Source organism: Zavarzinia aquatilis (assembly GCF_003173035.1).
Lineage (GTDB): Bacteria > Pseudomonadota > Alphaproteobacteria > Zavarziniales > Zavarziniaceae > Zavarzinia > Zavarzinia aquatilis.
Genome location: NZ_QGLE01000003.1, coordinates 269,722 through 293,214, shown reverse-complemented (window position 1 = coordinate 293,214; position 23,493 = coordinate 269,722). Strand labels below are relative to the sequence as shown.

Annotated in this window: 22 protein-coding genes; 8 read left to right on the top strand and 14 right to left on the bottom strand. The window is 68.1% G+C overall.

What is annotated here, in order from left to right:
• Nucleotides 1-61: 61 nt before the first annotated feature.
• Nucleotides 62-439, bottom strand: a complete 378-nt coding sequence (locus tag DKG74_RS21465; RefSeq protein WP_165837582.1) for a hypothetical protein — start codon at nt 437-439, stop codon at nt 62-64.
• A gap of 165 nt (nt 440-604) precedes the next feature.
• Nucleotides 605-1,339 carry an SDR family NAD(P)-dependent oxidoreductase gene (locus DKG74_RS07620; protein ID WP_109904318.1) on the bottom strand — a complete coding sequence of 245 codons (735 nt, stop codon included), beginning with the start codon at nt 1,337-1,339 and terminating at the stop codon, nt 605-607.
• 86 nt (nt 1,340-1,425) lie between these two features.
• Between DKG74_RS07620 and DKG74_RS07615 the strand changes: the two genes are divergently transcribed.
• Nucleotides 1,426-1,836 carry a winged helix-turn-helix transcriptional regulator gene (locus DKG74_RS07615; protein WP_109904316.1) on the top strand — a complete coding sequence of 137 codons (411 nt, stop codon included), beginning with the start codon at nt 1,426-1,428 and terminating at the stop codon, nt 1,834-1,836.
• Nucleotides 1,837-2,202: 366 nt separating this feature from the next.
• On the opposite strand, the gene DKG74_RS07610 is transcribed toward DKG74_RS07615, so the two are convergent.
• From DKG74_RS07610 to DKG74_RS07600, 3 genes are all read right to left on the bottom strand, one after another.
• Nucleotides 2,203-2,880: a transposase gene (locus DKG74_RS07610; protein WP_109904314.1), complete on the bottom strand. Its 678-nt coding sequence runs from the start codon at nt 2,878-2,880 to the stop codon at nt 2,203-2,205.
• Nucleotides 2,881-2,961: 81 nt separating this feature from the next.
• Nucleotides 2,962-3,399, bottom strand: coding sequence for a cupin domain-containing protein (locus tag DKG74_RS07605; protein WP_109904312.1), 438 nt, complete (start codon nt 3,397-3,399; stop codon nt 2,962-2,964).
• A gap of 167 nt (nt 3,400-3,566) precedes the next feature.
• On the bottom strand, nt 3,567-4,922 hold the full coding sequence (locus DKG74_RS07600; protein ID WP_109904310.1) for a dicarboxylate/amino acid:cation symporter: 1,356 nt from the start codon (nt 4,920-4,922) through the stop codon (nt 3,567-3,569).
• A 205-nt stretch (nt 4,923-5,127) separates the two neighbouring features.
• Between DKG74_RS07600 and DKG74_RS07595 the strand changes: the two genes are divergently transcribed.
• Nucleotides 5,128-6,882: a sensor histidine kinase gene (locus tag DKG74_RS07595; RefSeq protein WP_207779286.1), complete on the top strand. Its 1,755-nt coding sequence runs from the start codon at nt 5,128-5,130 to the stop codon at nt 6,880-6,882.
• Complete coding sequence (locus DKG74_RS07590; RefSeq protein ID WP_109904306.1) at nt 6,879-8,228, top strand: sigma-54-dependent transcriptional regulator; 1,350 nt, start codon at nt 6,879-6,881, stop codon at nt 8,226-8,228. Before DKG74_RS07595 ends, DKG74_RS07590 begins: the two co-directional genes overlap by 4 nt.
• Nucleotides 8,229-8,255: 27 nt before the next feature.
• Here the strand turns inward: DKG74_RS07590 and DKG74_RS07585 are convergent, their stop codons facing one another.
• Entirely contained in the window at nt 8,256-9,149 is an 894-nt protein-coding gene (locus tag DKG74_RS07585; protein WP_109904304.1) for a LysR family transcriptional regulator, read from the bottom strand.
• Nucleotides 9,150-9,251: 102 nt separating this feature from the next.
• On the opposite strand from DKG74_RS07585, the gene DKG74_RS07580 reads away from it, so the two are divergent.
• Together DKG74_RS07580 and DKG74_RS07575 are read left to right on the top strand one after the other, a co-directional pair.
• Nucleotides 9,252-10,889: a GMC family oxidoreductase gene (locus DKG74_RS07580; protein WP_109904302.1), complete on the top strand. Its 1,638-nt coding sequence runs from the start codon at nt 9,252-9,254 to the stop codon at nt 10,887-10,889.
• 62 nt (nt 10,890-10,951) lie between these two features.
• Nucleotides 10,952-11,449: a GNAT family N-acetyltransferase gene (locus tag DKG74_RS07575; protein WP_109904300.1), complete on the top strand. Its 498-nt coding sequence runs from the start codon at nt 10,952-10,954 to the stop codon at nt 11,447-11,449.
• Here DKG74_RS07575 and DKG74_RS07570 read toward each other — a convergent pair.
• From DKG74_RS07570 to DKG74_RS07560, 3 genes are all read right to left on the bottom strand, one after another.
• Nucleotides 11,421-12,293 (bottom strand): LysR family transcriptional regulator, encoded by an 873-nt coding sequence (locus tag DKG74_RS07570; protein WP_109904298.1) that lies wholly within the window; start codon nt 12,291-12,293, stop codon nt 11,421-11,423. The two genes, DKG74_RS07575 and DKG74_RS07570, sit on opposite strands and share 29 nt — an antisense overlap.
• A gap of 4 nt (nt 12,294-12,297) precedes the next feature.
• Nucleotides 12,298-13,290, bottom strand: a complete 993-nt coding sequence (locus DKG74_RS07565) for a YeiH family protein (protein WP_109904296.1) — start codon at nt 13,288-13,290, stop codon at nt 12,298-12,300.
• A 72-nt stretch (nt 13,291-13,362) separates the two neighbouring features.
• Nucleotides 13,363-14,409: an AraC family transcriptional regulator gene (locus DKG74_RS07560; protein WP_207779285.1), complete on the bottom strand. Its 1,047-nt coding sequence runs from the start codon at nt 14,407-14,409 to the stop codon at nt 13,363-13,365.
• 115 nt (nt 14,410-14,524) lie between these two features.
• Between DKG74_RS07560 and DKG74_RS07555 the strand changes: the two genes are divergently transcribed.
• From DKG74_RS07555 to DKG74_RS07545, 3 genes are read left to right on the top strand one after another with little or no spacing between them, the layout of a single operon-like run.
• Nucleotides 14,525-16,132, top strand: a complete 1,608-nt coding sequence (locus DKG74_RS07555) for a carboxyl transferase domain-containing protein (protein ID WP_109904294.1) — start codon at nt 14,525-14,527, stop codon at nt 16,130-16,132.
• Between the two features lie 17 nt (nt 16,133-16,149).
• Complete coding sequence (locus DKG74_RS07550; protein WP_109904292.1) at nt 16,150-18,123, top strand: acetyl/propionyl/methylcrotonyl-CoA carboxylase subunit alpha; 1,974 nt, start codon at nt 16,150-16,152, stop codon at nt 18,121-18,123.
• Nucleotides 18,124-18,134: 11 nt separating this feature from the next.
• Nucleotides 18,135-19,037, top strand: a complete 903-nt coding sequence (locus DKG74_RS07545) for a hydroxymethylglutaryl-CoA lyase (protein ID WP_109904290.1) — start codon at nt 18,135-18,137, stop codon at nt 19,035-19,037.
• 4 nt (nt 19,038-19,041) lie between these two features.
• On the opposite strand, the gene DKG74_RS07540 is transcribed toward DKG74_RS07545, so the two are convergent.
• Genes DKG74_RS07540 through DKG74_RS07520 form a run of 5 tightly spaced genes read right to left on the bottom strand, consistent with a single transcriptional unit; the run spans nt 19,042 to nt 23,490 of the window.
• Nucleotides 19,042-19,923 (bottom strand): peptidylprolyl isomerase, encoded by an 882-nt coding sequence (locus tag DKG74_RS07540; protein ID WP_109904288.1) that lies wholly within the window; start codon nt 19,921-19,923, stop codon nt 19,042-19,044.
• Complete coding sequence (locus tag DKG74_RS07535) at nt 19,920-20,543, bottom strand: hypothetical protein (protein ID WP_109904286.1); 624 nt, start codon at nt 20,541-20,543, stop codon at nt 19,920-19,922. Before DKG74_RS07535 ends, DKG74_RS07540 begins: the two co-directional genes overlap by 4 nt.
• A gap of 2 nt (nt 20,544-20,545) precedes the next feature.
• On the bottom strand, nt 20,546-22,315 hold the full coding sequence (locus DKG74_RS07530) for a putative porin (protein ID WP_109904284.1): 1,770 nt from the start codon (nt 22,313-22,315) through the stop codon (nt 20,546-20,548).
• A gap of 23 nt (nt 22,316-22,338) precedes the next feature.
• Nucleotides 22,339-23,076 (bottom strand): energy transducer TonB family protein, encoded by a 738-nt coding sequence (locus DKG74_RS07525; RefSeq protein WP_109904282.1) that lies wholly within the window; start codon nt 23,074-23,076, stop codon nt 22,339-22,341.
• 6 nt (nt 23,077-23,082) lie between these two features.
• Nucleotides 23,083-23,490, bottom strand: a complete 408-nt coding sequence (locus tag DKG74_RS07520; protein ID WP_109904280.1) for an ExbD/TolR family protein — start codon at nt 23,488-23,490, stop codon at nt 23,083-23,085.
• Nucleotides 23,491-23,493: the final 3 nt, after the last annotated feature.

The window sequence follows — 23,493 nt, the reverse complement described above, 5'->3', positions numbered from 1 at the left end:
GATTCCCGGGATTCCCCGGGATTCCCTAGCGTCCCCGGGATTCCCGATAGCTCTCCTACACTTATTTACCAGATCGGAAATAAACGCGAAAGCGATCGCCCTCCCCTCCCATGCTAAATTTATCAGTATACCAATCATTTTTGTCGCGTTCAAAGGCCTCCCAGACCAATAAACCAAACATAAGTGCGGCTAAATCAGGATTCATCTTTGCCGCCTGCTCATATATTGCTTGATACGGCGTGCCTTTCCAATCAGATCCGGGTATCCAACTCGATGTTTCAATTTCTTTTCCATCAATCCTGCTATCCAGCGCCTCACGTATAGCCGCAAGTTCGTTTTCAGTCAGTCGCGAACAAATTTTCCGATAGGTTTTGCCCCGCTCCCCTGTTTGAAGCACTCCCGTTACTACCTTCCCGCTACCCATATCCCTAATTGTCACAACTCACCTCTTTTCAATTTTAATGTTTCCTCCCCAGATTATAATCAGGGTTACATTTCAATCTCAAGCGGCATCGAGCGGTTGCTGCCTGAGCTATGGGGAGTTACGGGGACGCTACAGCGGGTCACTGGGATGCTATACTCAACTCCAGCGCCCCCGCGCCCCTCAGACCTGTGCGAAGCCGCCGTCGGCGAAGACTTCGCTGCCGGTCATGAAGCTGCTGTCGGCCGAGGCCAGGAAAGCCGCGACGGCGGCGGTTTCGGCGGGGTCGGCGATGCGGCCGATGGGGGTGCCGGCGCCGAAGGCGGTCATCGCTTCCTCTCCCACCACCTGGATCGCGAGTTCGGTCCGGGTCGGCCCGGGCGAGAGCACGTTGACGCGGATGCCGGTGCCCCGCAGGTCGAGCGCCCAGCTGCGCGCGAAATTGCGGATCGCCGCCTTGCTGGCGCTGTAGATGCTGAACTGCGGCGTGCCCATGACCCCGGTGGTCGAGCCGGTGAGGATGATCGAGGCCCCGGGGCTAAGCAGCGGCAGCGCCTTCTGCACCGTGAACAGGGTGCCCTTCACATTGATGTCGAAGGTTGCCGCGTAATGCTCCGGCGTGATCGCGCCGAGCGCCGCCAGTTCGCCAGTGCCGGCGTTGGCGAAGACGATGTCGAGACCGCCCCGCTCCGCCTTCACCGCGGCATAGAGCCGGTCGAGATCGGCGAGATCGGTCACCGAGCCCTGCACCGCCCGCGCCCGCGGCCCGAGCTTCGCCAGCGCGGCGTCGAGCGGCGCCTGCCGGCGGCCGAAGATGTAGACGAAGGCGCCTTCCTCGATGAAGCGTTTCGCCGTGGCGAAGCCGATGCCCGTGCCGCCGCCGGTCACCACCGCGGTCTTGTCTGCCAGTCTGCCCATGATGTGCTCCTGTTATGGGGGTTGCACAGAACTGGCATCTGGCTTACCTATAGACAAGTATGCACCTTTTGGTAAGTACCTGAAAAATGTCCGACGACCTCGCTGCCCTTCCTCCGGTGCCCGCCTGCACGCCGACGCTGCCGGGCTTCACCTGCGGCCTCGACGCGACGCTGCGGGTGATTTCCGGCAAGTGGAAGCCGCTGATCCTCTATTTCCTCGCCCAGGGCGGGCCGACCCGCTATGGCGAGCTGCGCCGCGCCGTGCGCGACGTCAGCGACAAGATGCTGATCCAGCAGCTGAAGGAATTGGAGGCCGATGGCCTCGTGACGCGCACCGACCATCGCGAAATCCCGCCCCGGGTCGATTACAGCCTCAGCCCGCTCGGCCACAGCCTCGCCCTGGCGCTCGTCCCGCTCTGCACCTGGGGCACGGAAAACATGGCCGAGGTCAGCCGCGTCTACGCCCGGCGGGCGGGCTGGGCGGCGGGGAAGGAGTAGGTTGGCGGACACGGCCATCGGCCAGGATTAGGTATAGCGTCCCCGGATTAAACCGAAGATATCCCTCAGTTAGGATTTTGTAGCACAATCACTCATAAGAACTTCCAGGAGATATTTCAATGCCGCGCTCTCTGACACGAAGTGGCGCATTCTTTTCTCCAATCCGCGCTCACTGTAATAAACATTCCAATAATTTTCACTCCCGGACAAAACATAGCACTCATCCTCTTGCCCATTTAAGGAAAATGCGGCGGAGCTAATATTCTCCCTTCGAACCGCATCGAGAAATTCTTGCCGGGTCATTGCCCTACCTCTTTCAGGGGATACGGGGACGCGAGATACCGGCGAGATACCGGGACACTATACTCAATCCCCCTTGCCTTTCGGTCCCGGCTTCTGGCGCTTCAGCACCCGCCCGGTCTCGGCTTCCAGCCGGTCGAGGAAGGCATCGTCGCCGCGCGGGCGGCCGGTGCGCAGGCTCGCTTCAATGGCCTCGACCTCGTCTTCCGGCAGGTCGCCGGCTTCGAGACCCTGACGCAGCAGGGCGCGCCAGTTGCGGTATGTGCCAGCGAGGGCGGAAAGGTCGGTGAAGCCGTCCGCCTTGCCGGTGACATGGGCCTTGGCGCTCGACCAGGGCCAATCCTCGGCGGGTTTGGCGAGGCCGGCCGCCACCGGGTTGTTCTCGACATAGCGGATCGCCGCCATCAGATGGGCGTCATCCATCGGGTAGGAGGCGAAGCGGCCCTGCCAGAGATAGCCGGTCCAGCCCTGCCCCTCGTTCACCTTGCGGGAGTAGCGGCGATGCGCCTCGGCAAGGGCGGCGCGCAGGCCATCCTCGTCCGAAGGAGTCAGGATCAGGTGAACATGGTTCGGCATCAGGCACCAGGCGAGGCAGCGCACCCCCGCCGCCTGGCACGAGGCCGCAACAAGGTCGCGGTAGAAGGCATAATCCGCCTCGGAGAAGAACACGGGCTGGCGGCGGTTGCCGCGCTGGGTGACGTGGTGGGGCACGCCGGGGATCACCACACGGGGAAGTCTGGCCATGGCCGCAGTGTGGCGCAAGGCGCGGGGTTTGGCAATTGGGTATAGTGTCCCCGGATTGGTGTCCCCGGATTGAGGGGCTGCTCAGGGGCCGGCGGTCTGCAGGCCGTGACGGGCCATGATGGCGGCGATGCGGGCGGGATCGGGTTTACCGCCGCCGACGAGTTCCACCGCCATTTCGGCGAAATAGCGCCGGCCGATCGACCCCGGCGTCAGCACGATCAGCGAGCGGGCGGTCGCGGTGCCGTGATTTTCGTGGCTGTGCACCGCGCCGCGCGGGATGAACAGGCTGTCCCCCGGGCCGATGCGGTGCGCGACGCCGTTCATCGTGGTGTCGGTCGTGCCGTCGAGACCGTAGATGGTTTCGTCCACCGCGACATGGAAATGCGGGGCCGGCACGCGGGACCCGGGCGGCACGGTGAATTCGAACATCACCACGCGGCCGTCGCTGTCGTCTTCGTCGGTCAGGAAGCGCAGCTCGAGGCCGCCGATCCTGATCACACTCTTCTCGTCGGTGCCCATGTCCCCCCCCGGATGTGCGCGCCGTCCTCAGGCTAGTCCATTTCGGCGCGGCGGCAAACCGCCTGCCGGACAGGACATCGGGCCGAAGCCGGAGGAGATGCACCTCCTCCGGCCGGCCCGGACCATCCCGCCGGGGGGGGCGGGGGCGGAATGGCCGAGGCGTCGGTTTATTCGGCGGCCTGGCGGGCGAGCGCCGGCACCGGCCCGGCTTCGACGTGGTCGTCGAGTTCGGGCAGGGCATGACCGTCGAGAGCGCGGGCGAGGCGGTCGGTGTCCAGTTCGCCTTCCATGCGGGCGACGACGATGGTCGCGACCGCATTGCCGATGAAGTTGGTCAGGGCCCGGCATTCCGACATGAAGCGGTCGATGCCGAGGATGAGGGCCATGCCAGCGACCGGCACCGACGGCACCACCGAAAGCGTCGCGGCGAGGGTGATGAAGCCCGAACCGGTCACCCCGGCCGCGCCCTTCGACGACAGCATGGCGACGAGCAGCAGCAGGATCTGGTCGCCGAGGGCAAGGTGCGTATCCGTCGCCTGGGCGATGAAGAGCGCCGCCATCGTCATGTAGATATTGGTGCCGTCGAGGTTGAAGGAATAGCCCGTGGGCACGACGAGGCCGACCACCGAGCGCGAGCAGCCCGCGCGTTCCAGCTTGTCCATGACGAGGGGCAGCGCCGATTCCGACGAGGAAGTGCCGAGCACCAGCAGCAATTCGCCCTTGATGTAGCGCAGCAGCTTGAGGATCGAGAAGCCGTTGACCCGGGCGACGACGCCGAGGACGCCGACGACGAACAGGATGGCGGTCAGGTAGAAGGTGCCGACCAGCAGGGCGAGATTGGCGATCGAGCCGATGCCATATTTGCCGATGGTGAAGGCCATGGCGCCGAAGGCCCCGACCGGCGCCGCCTTCATCAGGATGTTCACCATCGAGAAGACCGCGGCCGAGAGCGACTTGAGCAGCGCCGTCACCGGCTTGCCCTTCTCGCCGGCAAGGGCGAGACCGACGCCGAAGACGACCGAGAAGAACAGCACCTGCAGGATCTCGCCCGAGGCGAAGGCGCCGACGGCGGTCGAGGGGATGACGTTCATCAGGAAGCCGACCAGCGTCTGCTCATGCGCCTTCTGGGCGTAATCGGCGACCGCCTTGTTGTCGAGCGTGGCGGGGTCGATGTGCAGGCCCGTGCCCGGCTGCACGACATTGGCGACGATAAGGCCAAGGACGAGGGCGAGGGTCGAGAAGATCAGGAAGTAGATGAAGGCCTTGGCGCCGACCCGGCCGACCTTGGCCAGATTGTCGGAGCCGGCGATGCCGGTCACCACGGTGAGGAAGATCACCGGCGCGATGATCATCTTGACGAGCTTGATGAAGGCATCGCCCAGCGGCTTCAGGTCGGCGCCCAGCGCCGGCGAGAAATGGCCGAGCAGGATGCCGGCGGCGACCGCGATCAGCACCTGGAAATAGAGCACCTTGTAGAACGGACGGTGCGGCTGGACAGCGGCGACCGGCGTGAAACCTGCCATGGGGGAACCCTCCCTGAGTTATGCCGGATGCCTTTTCGGCAGCTCGGCCCCGGCCCGGCGGCGCCGGACGACGACCTGTCCGTCCGCAAGCATTGTGCCAGCCCCGAAAACCCGCTACGACTTGGCCAAGTGATTGAAATCGCAGGGGCAAATCGGCGGGGACCAGGGCCCTCGTGCGATTGTCCGCACAAGGGGAAGGATGGTCTTGGGCGGAAATCCGCACAGGCGCGCGTGGGCGCTCTTCGCTCTTGCCGGCGTGCTTTTGTGCCTCGGCGCCATGCTGTTCGCGGTCGGCGAGGCGCGGGAGCGTGCCCTGGCGGCGGCGCGGGCGCAGGTCGCGACCGATGCCCGCCTGAAGGTCGCCGTGCTGCGCGCCGAGATCGAGAAGCACCGCTCCCTCCCCGTCGTGCTGGCCGAGGATCCGGACGTCGCCGCCGCTCTGACCCTTGCGGGCGATGCCGCCGTGGTCGCGGCCATGAACGGCAAGCTGGAAGCCCTGAGCCGCGATACCCGCGTCGGCGTCATCTACGTCATGGATCGCCAGGGCCTGACCGTCGCCGCCAGCAACTGGCGCGAGCCGACCAGTTTCGTCGGCCAGCGCTACGACTTCCGGCCCTATTTCAAGGCCGCGCTGGCGAGCGGCGCGGCCGAGCATTTCGCCCTCGGCACCATGTCGAACAAGCCCGGGCTCTATCTCGCCCGGCGCCTGCGCGACGGCCTCGGCGTCGTCGTGATCAAGGTCGAATTCGACGCGCTGGAAGAGGAATGGGCCGGCGACCGCGACCCCGTCATGGTGACCGACGACAAGGGCGTCGTCCTGCTGACCGACCGGGCGGACTGGCGTTTCCACACCCTCGCCCCGCTCGACGCCGCGACCATCGAGGCGACGCGGGCTTCGCTTCAGTTCGGGGCCGCCCCCCTCGCCCCGCTGCCGGTCACGGAGCGGGCGGACGACCTGCTGCGCGTCGGCGGCGCCCGTTTCGTGACCGCCGCCGTGCCGGTGCCCACCACCGGCTGGACCCTGATGCTGCTGCGCGGATTGCAGCCCGTCACGCGGCAGGCCGAAGTCTCGGCCGCGCTGTTCGCCCTGTTCGGCAGTCTCGTCGTGATCGGCCCGGCCGGGGTCTACCTGCGGCGGCGCCAGCGCGCGCAGGAGCGCCAGCACCAGGACATCGCCCGCCGCCGCGAGCTGGAGGCCGAGGTCGAGGACCGCACCCGCGACCTCGTCGCCGCCAATACCCGCCTGTCGGGCGAAATCGCGGAACGCCAGCAATTGCAGGATGAACTGGCGCAGGCCAACCGCCTCGCCATTCTCGGCCAGATCGCCGCCAGCGTCGCCCATGAGATCAACCAGCCGGTCGCCGCCATCCGCTCCTATGCCGACAATGCCGCCGCCTTCATCGACCGGGGCGACGCGGCGACCGCCCGCGCCAACCTCGGCCTGATCGCCGGGCTGACCGAGAAGATCGGCGTCATCACCGGCCAGCTGCGCAATTTCGCCCGCCGGGCCGGCCGCGCCGCCGGTCCGGTCGACCTGTCGGCCGTGGTCGACGGGGCGCTCCTCCTGCTCGGGCCAAGGCTGCGGAGGCAGGGGGCGGAGATCGCGCGGGACATCCCCGCCGACCTGCCCGCCGCCCATGGCAACGCGGTGCGGCTGGAACAGGTGCTGGTCAATCTGTTGCAGAACGCCCTCGACGCCGTGCCCGGCGTGCCACGCATCGCCATCGCGGCCCGGGCGACGGCGGATGCGGTCGAGGTTTCGGTCGCCGACAATGGCCCTGGCCTGTCGCCCGAGGTGCGGGCGCGGCTGTTCACGCCTTTCGTGACGACGAAGCCCTCGGGCCTTGGCCTTGGCCTCGTCATTTCGGGCGATATCGTCAAGGATCTGGGCGGCAGCCTCGAAGCCGGCGAAGCACCGGCGGGCGGCGCCCTGTTCACCGTGAGGCTGCGCCGCGCATGACCGATTCCCCGCCCTTTCCCGTCGCCTTTGTGGACGATGACGCCGACCTGCGCGCCGCCAATGCCCAGAGCCTCGGCCTCGCCGGTTTTGCCGTGCAGTGTTTCGCCGACGCCGCCTCGGCGCTGGAAGCCGTGGGCGCCGATTTTCCCGGCGTCGTCGTCACCGACCTGCGGATGCCACGCATGGACGGGATCGAATTGTTCCGCCGTCTGAAGGCGCGCGACGCCGAATTGCCGGTCGTCCTGATCACCGGGCATGGCGATATCGAGACCGCCGTCGCGACCTTGCGCGAAGGCGCCTATGATTTCATCGCCAAGCCCTATCCCGCCGACCGCCTGATCGAAAGCGTGCGCCGCGCCGCCGACCGCCGCCGCCTCGTGCTCGAGAACCGCGCCCTGAAGACCGCGCTCGACGCCGCCGCAGGCGAAGCGCCGCTGGTCGGCGTCAGCCCGGCCATGCAGGCCCTGCGCGCCCGCATCCGCAGCCTCGCCGATCTCGATGTCGACGTCCTCGTCCTCGGCGAGACCGGCTCGGGCAAGGAGATGGTCGCCCAGGCCCTGCACCAATGGGGCCGGCGTCGGGCGAAGCGCCTCGTCGCGCTCAATTGCGGCGCCCTGCCCGAAAGCGTGATCGACAGTGAATTATTCGGCCATGAGGCCGGCGCCTTCACCGGCGCGCAGAAGAAACGCATCGGCCAGATCGAGCTGGCGGACGGCGGCACCCTGTTCCTCGACGAGATCGAGAGCATGCCCCTCGCCCTGCAGACCAAGCTGCTGCGCGTGCTCGAGGACCGGCAGGTGACGCCGCTCGGCGGAAACACCGGGCGACGCATCGACATGCGCGTCGTGGCGGCGACCAAGCTCGATCTGGCGCGGGCCGCCAGGGACGGCAGCTTTCGCGCCGATCTCGCCTATCGCCTCGATGTCGTGACCCTGCGCATCCCGCCGTTGCGCGAACGGCAGGACGATATCCCGCTGCTGTTCGGCCATTTCGCCGGCCGGGCCGCCGCCCGCTTCGGCCGCGAGCGACCCGAGATGACCGATGCCCTGCGCCGCCGCCTGCTCGCTCACGACTGGCCCGGCAACGTCCGCGAACTCGCCCATTTCGCCGAGCGCATGGTGCTCGGCCTCGAGGGCGACGAGGCCCCGGACGAGCCCCCGCCCGCGCCCGTCGGCGGCACCTTGCCCGAGCGCGTCGCCGCCTTCGAGGCCGCCCTCCTGCGCGAGGCCCTGCAGCGCCACCGGGGCAATGTCCCCGCGGTGATCGACGAGTTGGGCCTGCCGCGCAAGACCTTCTACGACAAGCTGACCCGCCACGGCATCGCCCCCGGCGACTTCAGGGATTGAAGGGCCGCCAGCCCGGACTCCGCCCCGCTACCCTTCCGGCAGGAAGAGCGGCCGGTCGGACCGGGCGGCATCGACGATGGCGTCGAGCACGGCGCGGACGCGGGCGAGGTGGCGCAGGTCTTCGTGGATCGAGATCCAGTAGCTGCGGCGCAGCGCGATCATGCCGGGCAGCAGCCGGATCAGGCCGGGGCGGCGGCGGGCCATGAAGGCGGGCAGGATGCCGAGGGCGGCGCCGCTTTCGATCATGTCGGCTTGCGCGACGACGCTGGTCGAGCGCAGCTGCGGCACGAGGTCGAGCCCGTCGAAATGAAGGAAATCGAGTTCGCCGGTGAACAGCAGCTCGGGGATATAGCCGCAGAACAGATGGCCCGGCAGGTCCGCGACCTCGGCCGGGGCGCCCTTCCGCGCGAGGTAATCGGCGGTGCCATAGAGATGGAGGGCGTAATCGGTGAGTTTCCGCACCGATTGCCGGCCCAGCGTCGGCCGGTCGAGGGTGATGGCGATATCGACTTCCCGCGCGGCGAGGGAATAGGCGCGCGGCAGGGCGACGAGTTCGAGTTCGAGCTTGGGATACGCAAGCGCGACGGTGCCCAGCCTTCCGCCCATATAGGCGGCGCCGAGGCCTTCCGGCGCGCCGATGCGCACCCGGCCCGACAGGTCCTGCGCCCCGGCGCCGAGGCTTTCCACCTTCTGCAGCATCAGGGATTCGATGGTCTCCGCCGTCGCCAGCAGCTCGGCCCCGGGCGCGGTCAGCCGGATGCGGCGGCCCGCCCGCTCGAACAGCAGCGTGCCGAGTTCACCTTCCAGCCGGGCCAGACGGCGGCTGACGGTCGAATGGTCGATGTTCAGCATCCGCGCCGCCTCGCCCATGCGGCCCTGGCGCGCCACTTGCAGAAATATGCGGATATCGTCCCAATCCATCGCTTTGCCCGGCAATTTCGCACAAGGTACTTGAGTCGGCCGGCCTTGAGTCCGGAAATCGGCCGTGGCACTCCAAAGGGCAGGGAAACAAGGAAACGGCTCATGAGCGGAAGCGCCAGCCCCGTCCTCGACGGTGACTATGATTACATCGTGGTGGGGGCTGGCACCGCTGGCTGCATCCTGGCCAATAGGCTGTCGGCGGACGCGCGCCGGCGGGTGCTGCTGCTCGAGGCCGGCGGCCGCGACAACTGGATCTGGTTCCACATCCCGGTCGGCTATCTCTTCGCCATCGGCAATCCCCGGGCCGACTGGATGTTCCGGACCGAGGCGGAAGCCGGGTTGAACGGCCGCTCCCTCGCCTATCCAAGGGGCAAGGTGATTGGCGGCTGTTCCGCCATCAATGCCATGATCTCGATGCGCGGGCAGGCGGCGGATTACGACCACTGGCGCCAGCTCGGCCTCGCCGGCTGGTCTTACGACGACGTGCTGCCCCATTTCCGCGCGCTGGAGGATCATTTCCTCGGGGCGAGCGCGGCCCATGGCGCGGGCGGCGGCTGGCGCGTCGAGGCACCGCGGGTGACCTGGGACGTGCTGGACGCGGTGCGCGACGCGGCGGTCGAGATGGGCGTGCGCGCCATCGACGATTTCAACACCGGCGACAATGAAGGCGTCTCCTATTTCCATGTGAACCAGAAGAAGGGCCGGCGCTGGTCCTCCGCCCGGGGCTTTCTGAAGCCGGTGCTGAACCGGCCCAACCTGCGCCTGATGACCCATGTTCAGGTCGAGCGGCTGGTGGTCGAGGGCGGCCGGGCCACCGGGGTCGCGTTCCGGGGCGCGGATGGCGCCGTGCTGACCGCGAAGGCCAGGGGCGAGGTGATCCTGTCGGCCGGGGCCGTGGCCACGCCGCAGATCCTGCAATTGTCGGGCATCGGCTCCGCCGAGTTCCTGCGGCCGCAGGGGATCGAGGTCGTGCACGGCGCCGAAGGCGTCGGCCGCAACCTGCAGGACCATCTGCAGCAGCGCGCGATCTATCGGGTCGAAGGGGTGAAGACCCTGAACGAGACTTATCATTCGCTGATCGGGCGGGGGCTGATGGGACTCGACTATCTGTTGCGGCGGCGGGGGCCGCTGACCATGGCGCCCAGCCAGCTCGGGCTGTTCACCCGCTCCGATCCGTCGCGGGAGCGGGCGAATATCGAATTCCACATCCAGCCGCTCTCGCTCGACAAATTCGGCGATCCGCTGCATCGCTTCCCGGCGATCACGGTTTCGGCCTGCAACCTGCGCCCGACCTCGCGCGGGACCATTACCCTGCGCAGCCGTAACCCCAAGGATGCCCCGGTGATCGCGCCCCATTACCTGACGACGGACGATGACCGCCGGGTGGCGGCCGACGCGATCCGGGTGACACGGCGCCTGATGGCGCAGCCCCGCCTCGCCCGCTATCGCCCCAGCGAATATCTGCCGGGACCATCGGTCGGCGACGACGACGCGGCGCTGGCCAAGGCCGCGGGCGATATCGGCACCACCATCTTCCACCCCGTGGGCACGGCGAAAATGGGCCGGGCGGACGATCCCATGGCGGTGGTCGACGAGCGGCTGCGCTGCCATGGCCTCGCCGGGCTTCGCATCGTCGATGCCTCGATCATGCCGACCATCACCTCGGGCAATACCAACACGCCGACGGCGATGATCGCGGAAAAGGGCGCCGCCATGATCGTCGCGGATGCGCGCTTGTGACGCTGGACCGAAAGCCGTGCGCGGGCGCAACAATGCCGGAGGTTCAAGGAAGGTGAGCAGCGATGGACATCCGCGACGCGACCGAGGGCGACCTGCCCGGCATTCTCGCCATCTATAACGACGCGGTGGCGAACACGACGGCGATCTGGAACGAGACGCTGGTCGATCTCGACAACCGCCGGGCCTGGCTGCACGCCCGGCTGGCGCAGGGCTATCCGGTGCTGGTCGCGGTCGATGACGGCGCCGTGCTCGGCTATGCCTCCTTCGGCGACTGGCGGGCCTTCGACGGCTATCGCCACACGGTCGAACATTCGGTCTATGTCGGGGCGAACACCCGGGGCCGGGGTGTCGGCCGGGCGCTGCTGACGGCGCTGATCCCCCGGGCCGCGGCGCTGGGCAAACATGTGCTGGTCGCCGGAATCGAGGCGGGCAATCAGCCCTCGATCCGCCTGCACGAGCAATTGGGCTTCCTGCGCACCGGCCTGATGCCGGAGGTCGGCATCAAATTCGGCCGCTGGCTCGATCTTCAGTTCATGCAGCTGACCCTGCCGACGCGATAAGCCGGCGGAAAGCCGCCTCCGCCACGCCCTGATGGCGGCCGCGATGGCGGATGGCGTGGAACGACCGGGGCGGCAGGCCGGCATCGAGCACCTGAAGATTGCCCGCCGCCAGCGCCGAGGCGACGACGAGGCGCGACAGTACGGCAAGGCCCGCGCCCGCCTCGACCGCGCGGCAAACCGCCTCGTTCGATGGCAACTCGAGACGGGACAGATCGCCGAGGCAGAGGCCACGCACCCGCAGCAGGGCCTCCATCGCCGCCCGTGTGCCCGAGCCCGGCTCGCGGCACACAAAGGGCAGGGCGCCGAGATCATCGCCCCGGGCCGCCAGCGCAGGGCTCGCCACCAGCAGCATGTCGTCGCTCCCAACGGTTTCGATGGACAGCTCGTCCGCCACCCCCTCACTCTCGATGAAACCGAGATCGGCCAGCCCCTCGATCACTTTTGCCGCCACCTGCCGCGAATTGCCAATGAACAGCTCCAGCACGATGCCCGGATGGGCGAGGCGATAGCGGTGCATCAGGGGCGGCAGCCAGTAATTGCCGATGGTCTGGCTGGCGGCGAGGCACAGGCGGCCGCGGCGCAAGCCAGCGAGGTCGGTCAGGGCCGCCTCCGCCTCTGCCGCGCGGTCAAGGACGGCCCGCGCCTCGATCAGGAAATCGCGACCGGCGCCAGTCATGGCGATGCCCCGGCCGATGCGATCGAACAGCACCACCCCATGCCGAGCCTCGAGCGCGGCGATGGCGGCGCTGACCGCCGAGGGGGTAAGGCCGAGGGCGGCGGCGGCCCTCGTTACATGTTCCCGCTCGGCGACGGCGATAAAGATGCGCAATTGTTCGAGGGTCATCGGGTCAGCCTATGGTCTCGACCAGCATCAGACTGAAACCGGCGATGAAAAGAAAGGCCGCGGCGCCCAGCAGCAGGGGGCGCAGGCCCCGCGCCTTCAGCCGGCGGATATCCGTCTCCAGCCCCATCGCCGCCAGCGCCGTGGTCAGCAGCAAGGATGTCGCCGTCGCCGCCCCCGCCGTGACCGCAGGCGGCACGGCGACGATGCTGTTCAGCCCGACGAGGGCGATGAAACCCAGCACGAACCAGGGCAGCGGCGCCCGCGCCGCCCGCTCGCCCTCGCCCCCTGCGCGGACGGCAAAGCCAAGGCCGATCACCACCGGCGCCAGCAGCATGACCCGCGCCAGCTTGGCGATGGTGCCAAAATCGCCGGCCGCCGGTCCTTCCTGATAGGAAGCGGCGACGACCTGGGCGATTTCGTGGATCGACGCCCCGGCCCACAGGCCGAAACCCTGCGCGCCGAGCCCGAGCAGCGGCGCCGCCAGTGGATAGAGCACCATGGCGATGGAGCCGAAGACGGTGACGCAGGCGATGGCATAAGCGACATCCTCGTCCCGCGCGCGGATCGCCGTGTTGGCGGCGACGACGGCGGAAGCACCGCAGATCGAGGTGCCGGCCGCGATCAGCGCCGCCAGCCCCCGCTCCACCCCCAGCAGACGGCCGAGCAGGACGGTGAACAGGAAGGTGCCCGCGAGGCTGAGGCCGATCACGGCCATGCCGCCCGGCCCCACCGAAGCGACCTGCGCCGCCGTCAATTGCAGGCCGAGCAGGATGATCGCAAGGCGCAGCAGGCGGCGTTGCGCAAACTGGAAACCCGCCACCGCCCGGGCCGGCACGCCGACGATATTGCGCCACAGAATGCCGAGCAGGATGGCCAGGATCATGGGGCTGAACAATCCAAGGCCGGGCAGGCGGTGCAGCAGGAAGCCGCCCGCCGCGACCACCCCGGCAAGGCCCACGCCGGACGCGATTTGCGCGGGCAGGGACAGGATACGCATGACCGAAACTCCATGATCGAAGTGGAGTTCAGGCTGCCATCCAGATCATTATCCGATCAAACAACTAATATTTCAATATTCGTTCGATTTATCTGCACGTTCACCAAGACGCCAGGCCGCCGGGCTGACCCCGGTCCAGCCGCGGAAGGCGCGGGCGAAGCTCCTTTCGTTGGCGAATCCGGTCTGCGCCGCGATCTGCTTCACCGGCCGGTTGCTGCGGTCGAGCAGGCGGATCGCCTCGGCCTTGCGCGCCTCGTCCTTCAGGGTCTGAAGCGAGGTGCCCTCCCGCGCCAGCTGGCGGTGCAGACTGCGGACCGAAAGGTTCAGCGCGCCGGCCAGCGCCTCGGCGTTGGCCAGCAATTCCGGCCGCGTCGCCAGCAGGGCCTGCGCCCGGCGCAGCAGCAGGCGGTCGCGCTTGTAGCGCAGCACGATCAGCGGCAGGGCGTTGCGCAGCATCTCGCGCATCGCCGCCTCGTCGCGCCGCACCGGCAGGGCGAGATAGCGGGCATCGAAGGCAACCCCGGCATCGACCGCGCCAAAGCGCGTGGGGCAGCCGAACAGAAGATCATAAGCCCCGGCATGATCGGGCGCGGGATAAGGAAACCACGCCTCGGTCAGGGCGATGCGGGAATCCGCCAGCCAGCTGGAAAAGCCGATGGCATTGCGCAGCAGGGTGACATGGCAGAATTCGCGCATGTCGGCATCGCCGCCGAGGGGCTGGTTCTCGCGCAGGTGAACCCGCGCCTCCGTCCCCTCGGCCTCGAGCGCGAGGCTGACATCGTCGGTCAGCAGGGCGTGGTGGCGGAACCAGCGCCGCAGGGCGGTGTGGATGTCCGGCGCGGTGAGCGAGCCCCGCGCCAGCAGGCCATAGGAGCCCCAGGGCAGGCGCCGGGAAAACCAGCCCAGCGCCTCGTCGTCCAGCTCGCGCATGGCGCGGCCGGCCATGGCTTCCAGCTGGGCCGCCGTCACCCCGGCGCCCGGCCCGGCAAGGCCGGCAGGGTCGATCTGCGCCCGGGCGAGGGCAGGCGCCGGATCGCGGCCCTGCCCCCTATAGGCGGCGAGGATCGCCCTGATGAAGGCGGCGGGGGTCGCGCGCGGCGCGGCGTCAGGAGTTGGCACGATTTGACCCCTGCGTGGCAGGACAGGACACGGCAAAGCCTATAATCTGCAAAGAGCCGGGGGCGCCACAAGAACATCGAAGCCCCCGGCCGAGGAAGCCCCCCCGAGGAAGTCCATGTCCGTCATCCGATCCGCCCTGTCGCCCCGCGCCGACGATTTCCGCGCCAATGCCGAACATATGCGCGGCCTCGTCGCCGACCTGCGCGAGAAGATCGCCCAGGCCGCGGAAGGCGGCGGCCCGGCGGCGCGCCAGAAACATGTCGCGCGCGGCAAGCTGCTGCCGCGCGACCGGGTGGCGGCCCTGCTCGACCCCGGCGCGCCCTTCCTCGAATTCTCGCAGATGGCGGCCCATGGACTTTATGGCGGCGACAGCCCGGGCGCCGGCATCATCACCGGCATCGGCCGGATTTCCGGCACCGAATGCGTCATCGTCTGCAACGACGCGACCATCAAGGGCGGCACCTATTACCCGGTTTCGGTGAAGAAGCACCTGCGGGCGCAGGAAATCGCCGAGGAAAACCACCTGCCTTGCGTCTATCTGGTCGATTCCGGCGGCGCCAACCTGCCGAACCAGGACGAGGTCTTTCCCGACAAGAACCACTTCGGCCGCATCTTCTACAATCAGGCCCAGATGTCGGCGAAGGGCATCCCGCAGATCGCCGTCGTCATGGGGTCCTGCACCGCGGGCGGGGCCTATGTCCCCGCCATGGCGGACGAAAGCGTGATCGTGCGCAATCAGGGCACGATCTTCCTCGGCGGCCCGCCACTGGTGAAAGCCGCCACCGGCGAAGTGGTGACGGCCGAGGATCTGGGCGGCGGCGATGTCCATGCCCGCATCTCGGGCGTCGCCGATCATCTGGCGGAAAATGACACCCACGCCCTCGCCATCGCCCGACGCATCGTCGCCAATCTGAACTGGCGCCGGCCCGACACGGTGAAACTGGCGACGCCGGAGGAGCCGCTGTATCCGGCCGAGGAGCTTTACGGCATCGTGCCGCGCGATACGCGCAAGCCCTATGACATCCGCGAGATCATCGCCCGGATCGTCGACGGCTCCCGCCTCGACGAATTCAAGGCGCGCTTCGGCACCACCCTCGTTACGGGTTTTGCCCATCTGTGGGGCATCCCGGTCGGCATCGTCGCCAACAACGGCATCTTGTTCGGCGAATCCGCGCAGAAGGGCGCCCATTTCATCGAACTCTGCGCCCAGCGCGGCATTCCACTGCTGTTCCTGCAGAATATCTCGGGCTTCATGGTCGGCCGGAAATACGAGAACGAAGGCATCGCCAAGCATGGCGCCAAGATGGTGACCGCGGTCGCCACCGCCGCCGTGCCCAAGCTCACCCTGGTCGTCGGCGGTTCCTACGGCGCTGGCAACTACGGCATGTGCGGCCGGGCTTATTCGCCCCGCTTCCTCTACATGTGGCCGAACGCGCGGATTTCGGTGATGGGTGGCGAGCAGGCGGCGAGCGTGCTGGCGACCGTTCGCCGCGACGGCATCGAAGCCAGGGGCGGCACCTGGAGCGCGGCCGAGGAAGACGCCTTCAAGGCCCCGATCCGCGCCCAATACGAGGAACAGGGCCATCCCTATTACGCCAGTGCCCGCCTGTGGGACGACGGCATCTTCGATCCCGCCCAGACGAGGCGGATGCTGGGCCTGTCGCTGTCGGCGACGCTGAACGCGCCGATCCCGTCGACCCGCTTCGGCGTCTTCCGCATGTGACCCGGGGGGAGTTCCAGATGTTCGACACCATCCTGATCGCCAACCGGGGCGAGATTGCCTGCCGCGTCATCCGCACCGCCCGGCGCATGGGCCTGCGCACCGTCGCCGTCTATTCCGAGGCCGATGCCGGCGCCCGCCATGTCCGCCTCGCCGACGAGGCGGTACTGATCGGCCCGGCCGCCGCGCGCGAATCCTATCTAGTCGCCGAGAACATCCTCGCCGCCGCCCGGGCGACCGGGGCACAGGCGATCCACCCCGGTTACGGCTTCCTGTCGGAAAACGCCGATTTCGCGGAGGCCTGCGCCGAAGCGGGGATCACCTTCATCGGCCCGCCCCCCGCCGCCATTCGCGCCATGGGCAGCAAATCCGCAGCCAAATCGCTGATGGAAACCGCTGGTGTTCCCCTCACCCCCGGCTATCACGGCGCCGAGCAGGAGCCGGATTTTCTCGCCACCGAAGCCGCGCGCATCGGTTACCCCGTGCTGATCAAGGCGGCGGCGGGCGGCGGCGGCAAGGGGATGCGCCTTGTCGAGCGGGCGGAGGACTTCGCCAGCGCCCTCGCCTCCTGCCGGCGGGAGGCCGCGGCTTCCTTCGGGTCCGACCTCGTCCTTGTCGAGCGTTATGTCACCCGGCCGCGCCATATCGAGATTCAGGTCTTCGGCGATGCCCACGGCAACTGCGTCCATCTGTTCGAGCGCGATTGCTCGGTGCAGCGCCGGCACCAGAAGGTGCTGGAGGAAGCGCCGGCCCCCGGCATGGACGAGGCGAGGCGCCGCGCCATGGGCGAGGCCGCGGTGGCCGCCGCCCGCGCCGTCGGCTATGTCGGCGCCGGCACGGTCGAATTCATCGTCGGCAACGACGGGCGCTTCTTCTTCATGGAAATGAACACCCGCCTGCAGGTCGAACATCCGGTGACCGAGATGATCACCGGGCAGGATCTGGTCGAATGGCAGATCCGGGTCGCCGCGGGCGAGCCCCTGCCCCTGATGCAGGATCAGCTTTCCATCGACGGCCATGCCATCGAGGCCCGTATCTATGCCGAAGACGCGGGCCGGGGCTTCCTGCCGTCCATCGGCCGCCTCGTCCATTTCGAGGCCCCGGCCGAGGGCGCCCATGTCCGCCTCGACAGCGGGGTGGAACAGGGCGACGACATCACGCCCCATTACGACCCCATGGTGGCGAAGCTGATCGTCTGGGACCGCGACCGGGATGCCGCCCTCGCCCGCATGGGCACCGCGCTGAAGGCGGTGCGCATCGCCGGGGTGACGACCAATGTCGCCTTCCTCGGCCGGCTGATCGCCTGCCCGTCCTTCGCGGGCGCGGACCTCGACACGGGCCTCATCGAGCGGGAACACACGGCCCTGTTCCCGCCGCAAGCGCCCACGCCCCGCGATGCCGTACTGGCCGCCGCCCTCGCCGACCTGTGCCGGGAGCAGGCCGCCGCGGGCGCCGACCCCTGGACCCGGCCTGACAACTGGCGCGCCACCATGTCCGTTCCGCGCCGGCTGCATTACCTCGACGGCGAGACCTTGCACCTCGTCGCCATCGTGGCGGAGGGCCCGGGCTGGAGACTGACCGTCGATGGCGTGACCTGCCTCGCCAGCGCCAGTCTGGACGCGGCAGGCGGCATGATGCTCGACCTCGGCGGCCGGCGCCTGCGGGCCAGCGTCGCCCTGCTGGGCGAGACGCGCCATGTGTTCCTGAACGGCGACCATCACATCCTGCGCCATCACGATCCCCTGCATCAGGATTTCGAGGACGAAGGCGAGGCCGGCGGCCTGGTCGCGCCCATGCCGGGCAAGATCGTCGCCCTGCTGGCCGAGGTCGGCGCGAAGCTGGACAAGGGAACGCCGCTCTTGGTGCTCGAAGCCATGAAGATGGAACATACGATCACCGCCCCCGCCGCCGGCACGTTGCGCGAATACCGCTTCGCGGTCGGCGATCAGGTGGCCGAGGGCGCCGCCCTCGTCCAGTTCGAGGCGGAAGCCTGAGGGAGAGGCCGATGTTGCCGAAGACCGTCACAATCGTCGAGGTCGGACCCCGCGATGGCCTGCAGAACGAGCCGGGCGTGGTGCCGACCGCGGTGAAGATCGCCCTGATCGACAAACTGGCCACGGCGGGCCTGACCATGATCGAAGCGACCGCCTTCGTTTCGCCGAAGTGGGTGCCGCAGATGGCCGACAACACGGCGGTTCTCGAGGGCATAACCCGGCGACCGGGCGTTACCTATCCGGTGCTGACCCCGAACCTGAAGGGTTTCGAGGCCGCGCTGGCCGCGGGCGCGACGGAAGTCGCGGTCTTCGCCGCCGCGTCCGAGAGCTTTTCCCAACGCAACATCAATTGTTCCATCGCGGAAAGCCTTGAACGCTTCCGTCCCGTCGTGGACGCAGCGGCGGCGGCGGGCGTTTCGGTGCGAGGCTATGTCTCCTGCGTCGTCGGCTGCCCCTATGAAGGCGCCATCGCGCCCGCGCAGGTCGCGAGGGTCGCGGCCGAACTGATGGTGATGGGCTGCCGGGAAGTCTCGCTGGGTGACACCATCGGCGTCGGCACCCCGCTCTCCATTTCCCGCATGATCGAGGCTGTGGCCAAATTCGTGCCGCTGTCCCGCCTCGCCGGCCACTATCACGACACCTATGGCATGGCGATCGCCAATATCAATGCCTCGCTGCAACTGGGCGTCGCCACCTTCGATGCCTCGGTCGGCGGGCTGGGCGGCTGCCCCTACGCGAAGGGCGCGAGCGGTAATGTCGCGACCGAGGATGTCGTCTATCTGCTGAACGGCCTTGGGCTCGCCTGCGGCGTCGACCTGAACCTTCTGGTCGATGCCGGGGCCTTTATCGCCGGCCACCTCGGCCGGCAGAGCGGCTCCAAGGTGGCGCGGGCGCTGCTGGCCGGACGGTCTTGAGCGGTTACTGCCCCTCGCCGGCCAGCAGGCGGGTCAGGGCGATTTCGTTGATCGCGGCGGGATTGGCCTGCAACAGGCCGGCCATGTAGTTCTGCGCCTCCACCTGCGCCCGCTCGCGGCGCAGGGCTTCGACCAGCTGGGGCCGCACCTCGTCCAGCGGGCGGGTATAGGCCGCCTTGGTCGCGAAGAGTTTCACCAGATGCCAGCCATCGTCGAGGCGGATGGGATCGGTCACAGCGCCTTCGTCGAGGCCGGCGATACGCTCGCGAATTTCCGGCCGGATCGCCGTCTCTGCCGCGAAGGCGGGATCGGCCCCCGCGCCCTCCTCGTCCGAGAATTGTTTGGCGAGGGCGAGGAAATCGGCGCCCTTCGGCTTCAGCGCCGCCTGTACCGCGGCGAGTTTCTTCTGCGCGGCCGCTTCCGCCGCCTTGTCGGCGCCCTTGGGCAGCGCGATGAAAATCTGGGCGAGGCGATATTGCCGGGGCACGAGGAAACTGGTGCGATTGGCATCATAGGCCGAGGCAATGTCGGCCTCGGACGGATAGCCATCCGGCGCCACCGCCTTGGTCTGCAGGTAACTCTCGACGATTACCGACTGGCGGGCGCGTTCGATGGCGGCCGCGACCTCGGGCCGCTTGTCCCATTTCTTCGCCTCGGCCTCGGCGAGGAGGAGGCGGCCGGCCAGCATCTGGCGCAGCAGGCGGCCGAGCGCCGCCGGGTCTTTCGCCAGCGCCTCGCGCTGTTGCGGGCTGAGCCCGTCGAGCAGGGCGCGCACTTCCGTCGCGGTCATATCGACACCGCCGACCCGGGCGATGACCTCGTCCGCCGCCGCCACTGGCCCGGCGAGGCCAAGGCCGATCACGAGGCCGAGGAGAGCGCGCCTCACGGCTTCACCTTGGCGTCGGCCAGCTTGTCGCGATAATCCTGCACCAGGGTTTCCAGCTCGACCCTTTTGAGGCCAAGGAACGGTTCCCGCGTCGCGACGACATCGCCAAGGCCAACGCCGGCATAGGCATCGAGGATTTCGCTGCCGACGCGGTAAAGTTCGATATTCTTCGCTTCGCAGGCGTCCGCCCGGCCACGCTGGCCGTCCAGCTCGGCCGAAAGGCGGCGCCCCTCTTCCTCCAGCGACTTGCCGAGCGTGACCGCCTTCTCGTTGGCGCTGCGGCACTGGCCCAGCACGCCCTGCATCCGGTCGAGCGCGCCGGCCTGTTCGCCGGCCCGTGTTTCGAGTTCGGCGACCTTGCCGGCTTCGGCGGCGGTTTCCTTGCGCGCGGCGGCGAGCTGGTCCTTCACGGTCGCGACCTGCGCCTTCAGCGCGTCCCGCTCCTTCTCGGCGACGGAGACCCGTGCCTGCAACGCCGTGCGTTCATCCTCGAGCGCGCGGAGCTGGCCCGTCGCGGTGCGCAGCGCGTCGCGCAGGCGGGTTTCCGTATCCTGATCGGCGAGGGCGATGCCGGCGGAAGCCGTCAGGATCGCGAGGGCGAGAGCGGAGCGGCGCCACATGGTCAGAACCTCGCGTTCAGGTCGGCTTGCAGCACATCGGCGGAATAGGGCGCGCCGGCGAGACTGTCCGCGCTCTGCCAGCGCAGCGACAACGCGACATTGTCGGCAAGACCGAGGGCACCGCCGAAGACGTAACCTTCGAGGTTGGTGCCGCCAAGACCAAAGTCGCTGTCGGTGAAACCGTCGACCACCGAATCCGATTCCAGATATTTATAGGCAAAACGCAGGTTCCAGTCCCAGCGCTGCCGCACCTGTTCGCTGCCGAGGGTGAGGCGGGCCATGAAGGCGGTATCGCCGCCCTCGAATTCGCCGATGGGATCGCCGGCCTTGGTGACCGCGCGGTTGTTCACCGCGTTGGCACGCAGGCGGCTTTCATCGAAGGCGAGGTTCTTTACATATTCGCCGTCGAGCGCGATCGGCAGGGTCTTGAATTCGCTGAGATCCAGCCGCGCGGTCAGCGAGAGTTCGCGGAAACCGGTGGCGAGACCGAAATACTGGTAAAGGTCGGTCGTGCCATTGCCGTTGGCCGCCGTCGGCAGGATGTTGCGCAGGGCCATGTAGCTGTTGCCCTTCTGCGCGAAGGAGGGCCGCGTCGCGTCGGTGTCGCAGGCGGTCGACGAACCGACCACCTCGCAGGGGCTGGAAAGCTGGCCCTTGATATCGTTGAACTGGTAATAGGCGATGCCGGCCTTCAGCTTGTAATCGTCGGCGATCTTCCAGTCGAGGCCGGCCTGGCCGCCCAGCAGCCATTTGTCATGGCTGGTGAATTTGGTCGCCTGATTGCTGGCGAAGTTGAAATCGGTGTTATAGACCGGAAAGGCGCCCAGCACCGCGAAGGGTTTCGCGCTGCCGCCGGGGTTATAGCGCGCGGCGGCAGCCAGCCCGTCGAAGCCGAGATCGTCGTCCCAGATCAGGTCTGTCGCGAAGAACGGATTGTCGAAACGCCCGCCATCGAGGGTGAGGTCGAGGCCGTCGACGATATCGCCCTTGTAGCGGATGTAGGCGCGGTCGAGCCAGATCGAATATTTGCTGAAGTCGCCGCCATTGCCGCCCAGGCTCTGGTTCGTGCTAACCGGGCTGGCGCCGTCGCCGGTCGCGATGCGAAGACCGGTGGAGAAGCCATCGCCGATATCGGCCGCAACGCCGAGCCGGGCGCGCAGGCGCATCCGTTCGCGGTCCTGATCGACATTCAGCTGCGGCAGCGGATTGAGCGCGATATTGGCGAGATCGACCGGGCTGCCGGTATTGATGGCGTTGAAATTGGGAAATTCACCCGCATTGTTCGGATCGGCGAACGTATCGCCGAAGTAATCGCCCTCGTAGCGCAGGCGCAGGTCGCCGGTGATCTTGATGCGCTGGGTCCAGTCGGGAATGGCGTTGGGCGTGGCCCAGCCTTCGCGCTTGGCCTGCGCCATCACTTCGCTGCGCACCTCGTCGCGGATTTGCTTGCGCACCATCTCGGGCACATATTGGACGCGCACCGTGCCATCGCGGTTGGGCACCGCCACCGTGGTGCCGCCGGGTGCCGCCGCCGTTGCCGGAGCCGCCGCCGCGGTCGCGGCCGCCGCTTCCGCCTCGGCCTGCTTGATCAGGCCCTCGGCGTCGGCCTTGGTGATCAGGCCGCGTTTCACCATCAGGTTGATGAGATTGATCGTCGCGTTGGGCGAAGGCGCCGTGTCCTGCGCCACGGCGGGCGCGGCGGCGGCCAGCCCGGCGGCAACCAGAAGGGCCGGGGCGGCGAGACGGCGAAGGCTGGTATCACGCTTGGACATGGGGTTCCCCACTTCGGAAGTCGTCAGCCCGGCCGCAGCGCCTTGATGCGCATGACGATGGGCTGGGGCATATCGGATGGCGGCGGCTCGAAATGCCGCCCCCGCAGGATTTCATTCTCGATCACGCGATCGACCTCGGCATCGCCGGTGGAGGCGGCGAGGCGGACGCGGGTGACATTGCCGGTGGCATCGAGCCAGAGCTGGACCCGGAGGCCGGAAATCGAGGCCTTGCGCGTTTTGCGGTTATCGCGCAGCGCGGCTTCGATCGCGGTCTGGACCTTGGCGGCATACCAGCCGAACCGGCTGCCGCCGCCCCCTCCGCCGCCACCCAACAGCCCTCCGCCCCCGGGCCGGCCGGCGAGACCGAAGCCGTCACCCGGACCCGTGCCCTGCTGGTCGAGGCCGAGGGGGCCGGGCGCGGGCGCGTCGGGCGGCGCGTCTTTGGGCTGCTCCTTCGGCGCCTCTTCCTTCACCTCGGGCTCGGCGATCTGGGGCTGCTCCTCCATCTTCTCTTCGGGCGGGGGCTGATCCTCGACCTCGGGCGGCGGCGGGGGCGGCGGTGGAGGGGGCGGCGGCGGCGTCAGGATCTGCACCACCTGCGGCTCCGGCACCTTCCGCGTCGGCTGGCTGTCGCCGCCGGTCACCATCACCGCGGCGACGCCGAACACCGCGACCGCGACGACACCCGCCGCGATTCCGGGCGCGTTGCGCCGCAGGAAGCCCTGCTTGTCGTCGTCATCCTCGTCGTCGCCGCGCATCATGGCCGGTCACTTCACCAGCGGCTTGGTGGCGAGGCCGACCTGGCTGATGCCGATCTGGCCGAGAAGGTCGAGCACGTCCATGACGCCCTGATATTGCGACAGGCCGTCGCCCTTGATCACCACGGGGAAGTCCGGCGTCAGCGCCTTCTGCGATAGCAGGCGTTGCTTCAGGTCATCGAGCGAGGCGACCGGCGTCGTGTTCAGGAACATCTTGCCGTCGGCGGTCAGGCTGATCGCCTGGGTCTTCGATTCGGCAAGACTGGGCTGGGCACTGGCGCGGGGCAGGTTCACCTTCATGCCCTGCACGCTGGCCGTCGTCATGATGATGAAGATGACCAGCAGCACATAGGCGAGATCGAGCATCGGCGTGATGTTGATGTCGTCATATGGCTTGTTGTCGCCCTGGACCTGCATCGC

What these genes read in the sequence shown, in the direction of transcription:
- DKG74_RS07605 (WP_109904312.1), bottom strand. Translation starts at nt 3,399, where the DNA reads ATGGGCACCGACGAGAAGAGTGTGATCAGGATCGGCGGCCTCGAGCTG.
- DKG74_RS07550 (WP_109904292.1), top strand. Translation starts at nt 16,150, where the DNA reads ATGTTCGACACCATCCTGATCGCCAACCGGGGCGAGATTGCCTGCCGC.
- DKG74_RS07530 (WP_109904284.1), bottom strand. Translation starts at nt 22,315, where the DNA reads ATGTCCAAGCGTGATACCAGCCTTCGCCGTCTCGCCGCCCCGGCCCTT.
- DKG74_RS07620 (WP_109904318.1), bottom strand. Translation starts at nt 1,339, where the DNA reads ATGGGCAGACTGGCAGACAAGACCGCGGTGGTGACCGGCGGCGGCACG.
- DKG74_RS07565 (WP_109904296.1), bottom strand. Translation starts at nt 13,290, where the DNA reads ATGCGTATCCTGTCCCTGCCCGCGCAAATCGCGTCCGGCGTGGGCCTT.
- DKG74_RS07575 (WP_109904300.1), top strand. Translation starts at nt 10,952, where the DNA reads ATGGACATCCGCGACGCGACCGAGGGCGACCTGCCCGGCATTCTCGCC.
- DKG74_RS07590 (WP_109904306.1), top strand. Translation starts at nt 6,879, where the DNA reads ATGACCGATTCCCCGCCCTTTCCCGTCGCCTTTGTGGACGATGACGCC.
- DKG74_RS07570 (WP_109904298.1), bottom strand. Translation starts at nt 12,293, where the DNA reads ATGACCCTCGAACAATTGCGCATCTTTATCGCCGTCGCCGAGCGGGAA.
- DKG74_RS07545 (WP_109904290.1), top strand. Translation starts at nt 18,135, where the DNA reads ATGTTGCCGAAGACCGTCACAATCGTCGAGGTCGGACCCCGCGATGGC.
- DKG74_RS07580 (WP_109904302.1), top strand. Translation starts at nt 9,252, where the DNA reads ATGAGCGGAAGCGCCAGCCCCGTCCTCGACGGTGACTATGATTACATC.
- DKG74_RS07615 (WP_109904316.1), top strand. Translation starts at nt 1,426, where the DNA reads ATGTCCGACGACCTCGCTGCCCTTCCTCCGGTGCCCGCCTGCACGCCG.
- DKG74_RS07555 (WP_109904294.1), top strand. Translation starts at nt 14,525, where the DNA reads ATGTCCGTCATCCGATCCGCCCTGTCGCCCCGCGCCGACGATTTCCGC.
- DKG74_RS07520 (WP_109904280.1), bottom strand. Translation starts at nt 23,490, where the DNA reads ATGCAGGTCCAGGGCGACAACAAGCCATATGACGACATCAACATCACG.
- DKG74_RS07535 (WP_109904286.1), bottom strand. Translation starts at nt 20,543, where the DNA reads ATGTGGCGCCGCTCCGCTCTCGCCCTCGCGATCCTGACGGCTTCCGCC.
- DKG74_RS07610 (WP_109904314.1), bottom strand. Translation starts at nt 2,880, where the DNA reads ATGGCCAGACTTCCCCGTGTGGTGATCCCCGGCGTGCCCCACCACGTC.
- DKG74_RS07525 (WP_109904282.1), bottom strand. Translation starts at nt 23,076, where the DNA reads ATGATGCGCGGCGACGACGAGGATGACGACGACAAGCAGGGCTTCCTG.
- DKG74_RS07585 (WP_109904304.1), bottom strand. Translation starts at nt 9,149, where the DNA reads ATGGATTGGGACGATATCCGCATATTTCTGCAAGTGGCGCGCCAGGGC.
- DKG74_RS07600 (WP_109904310.1), bottom strand. Translation starts at nt 4,922, where the DNA reads ATGGCAGGTTTCACGCCGGTCGCCGCTGTCCAGCCGCACCGTCCGTTC.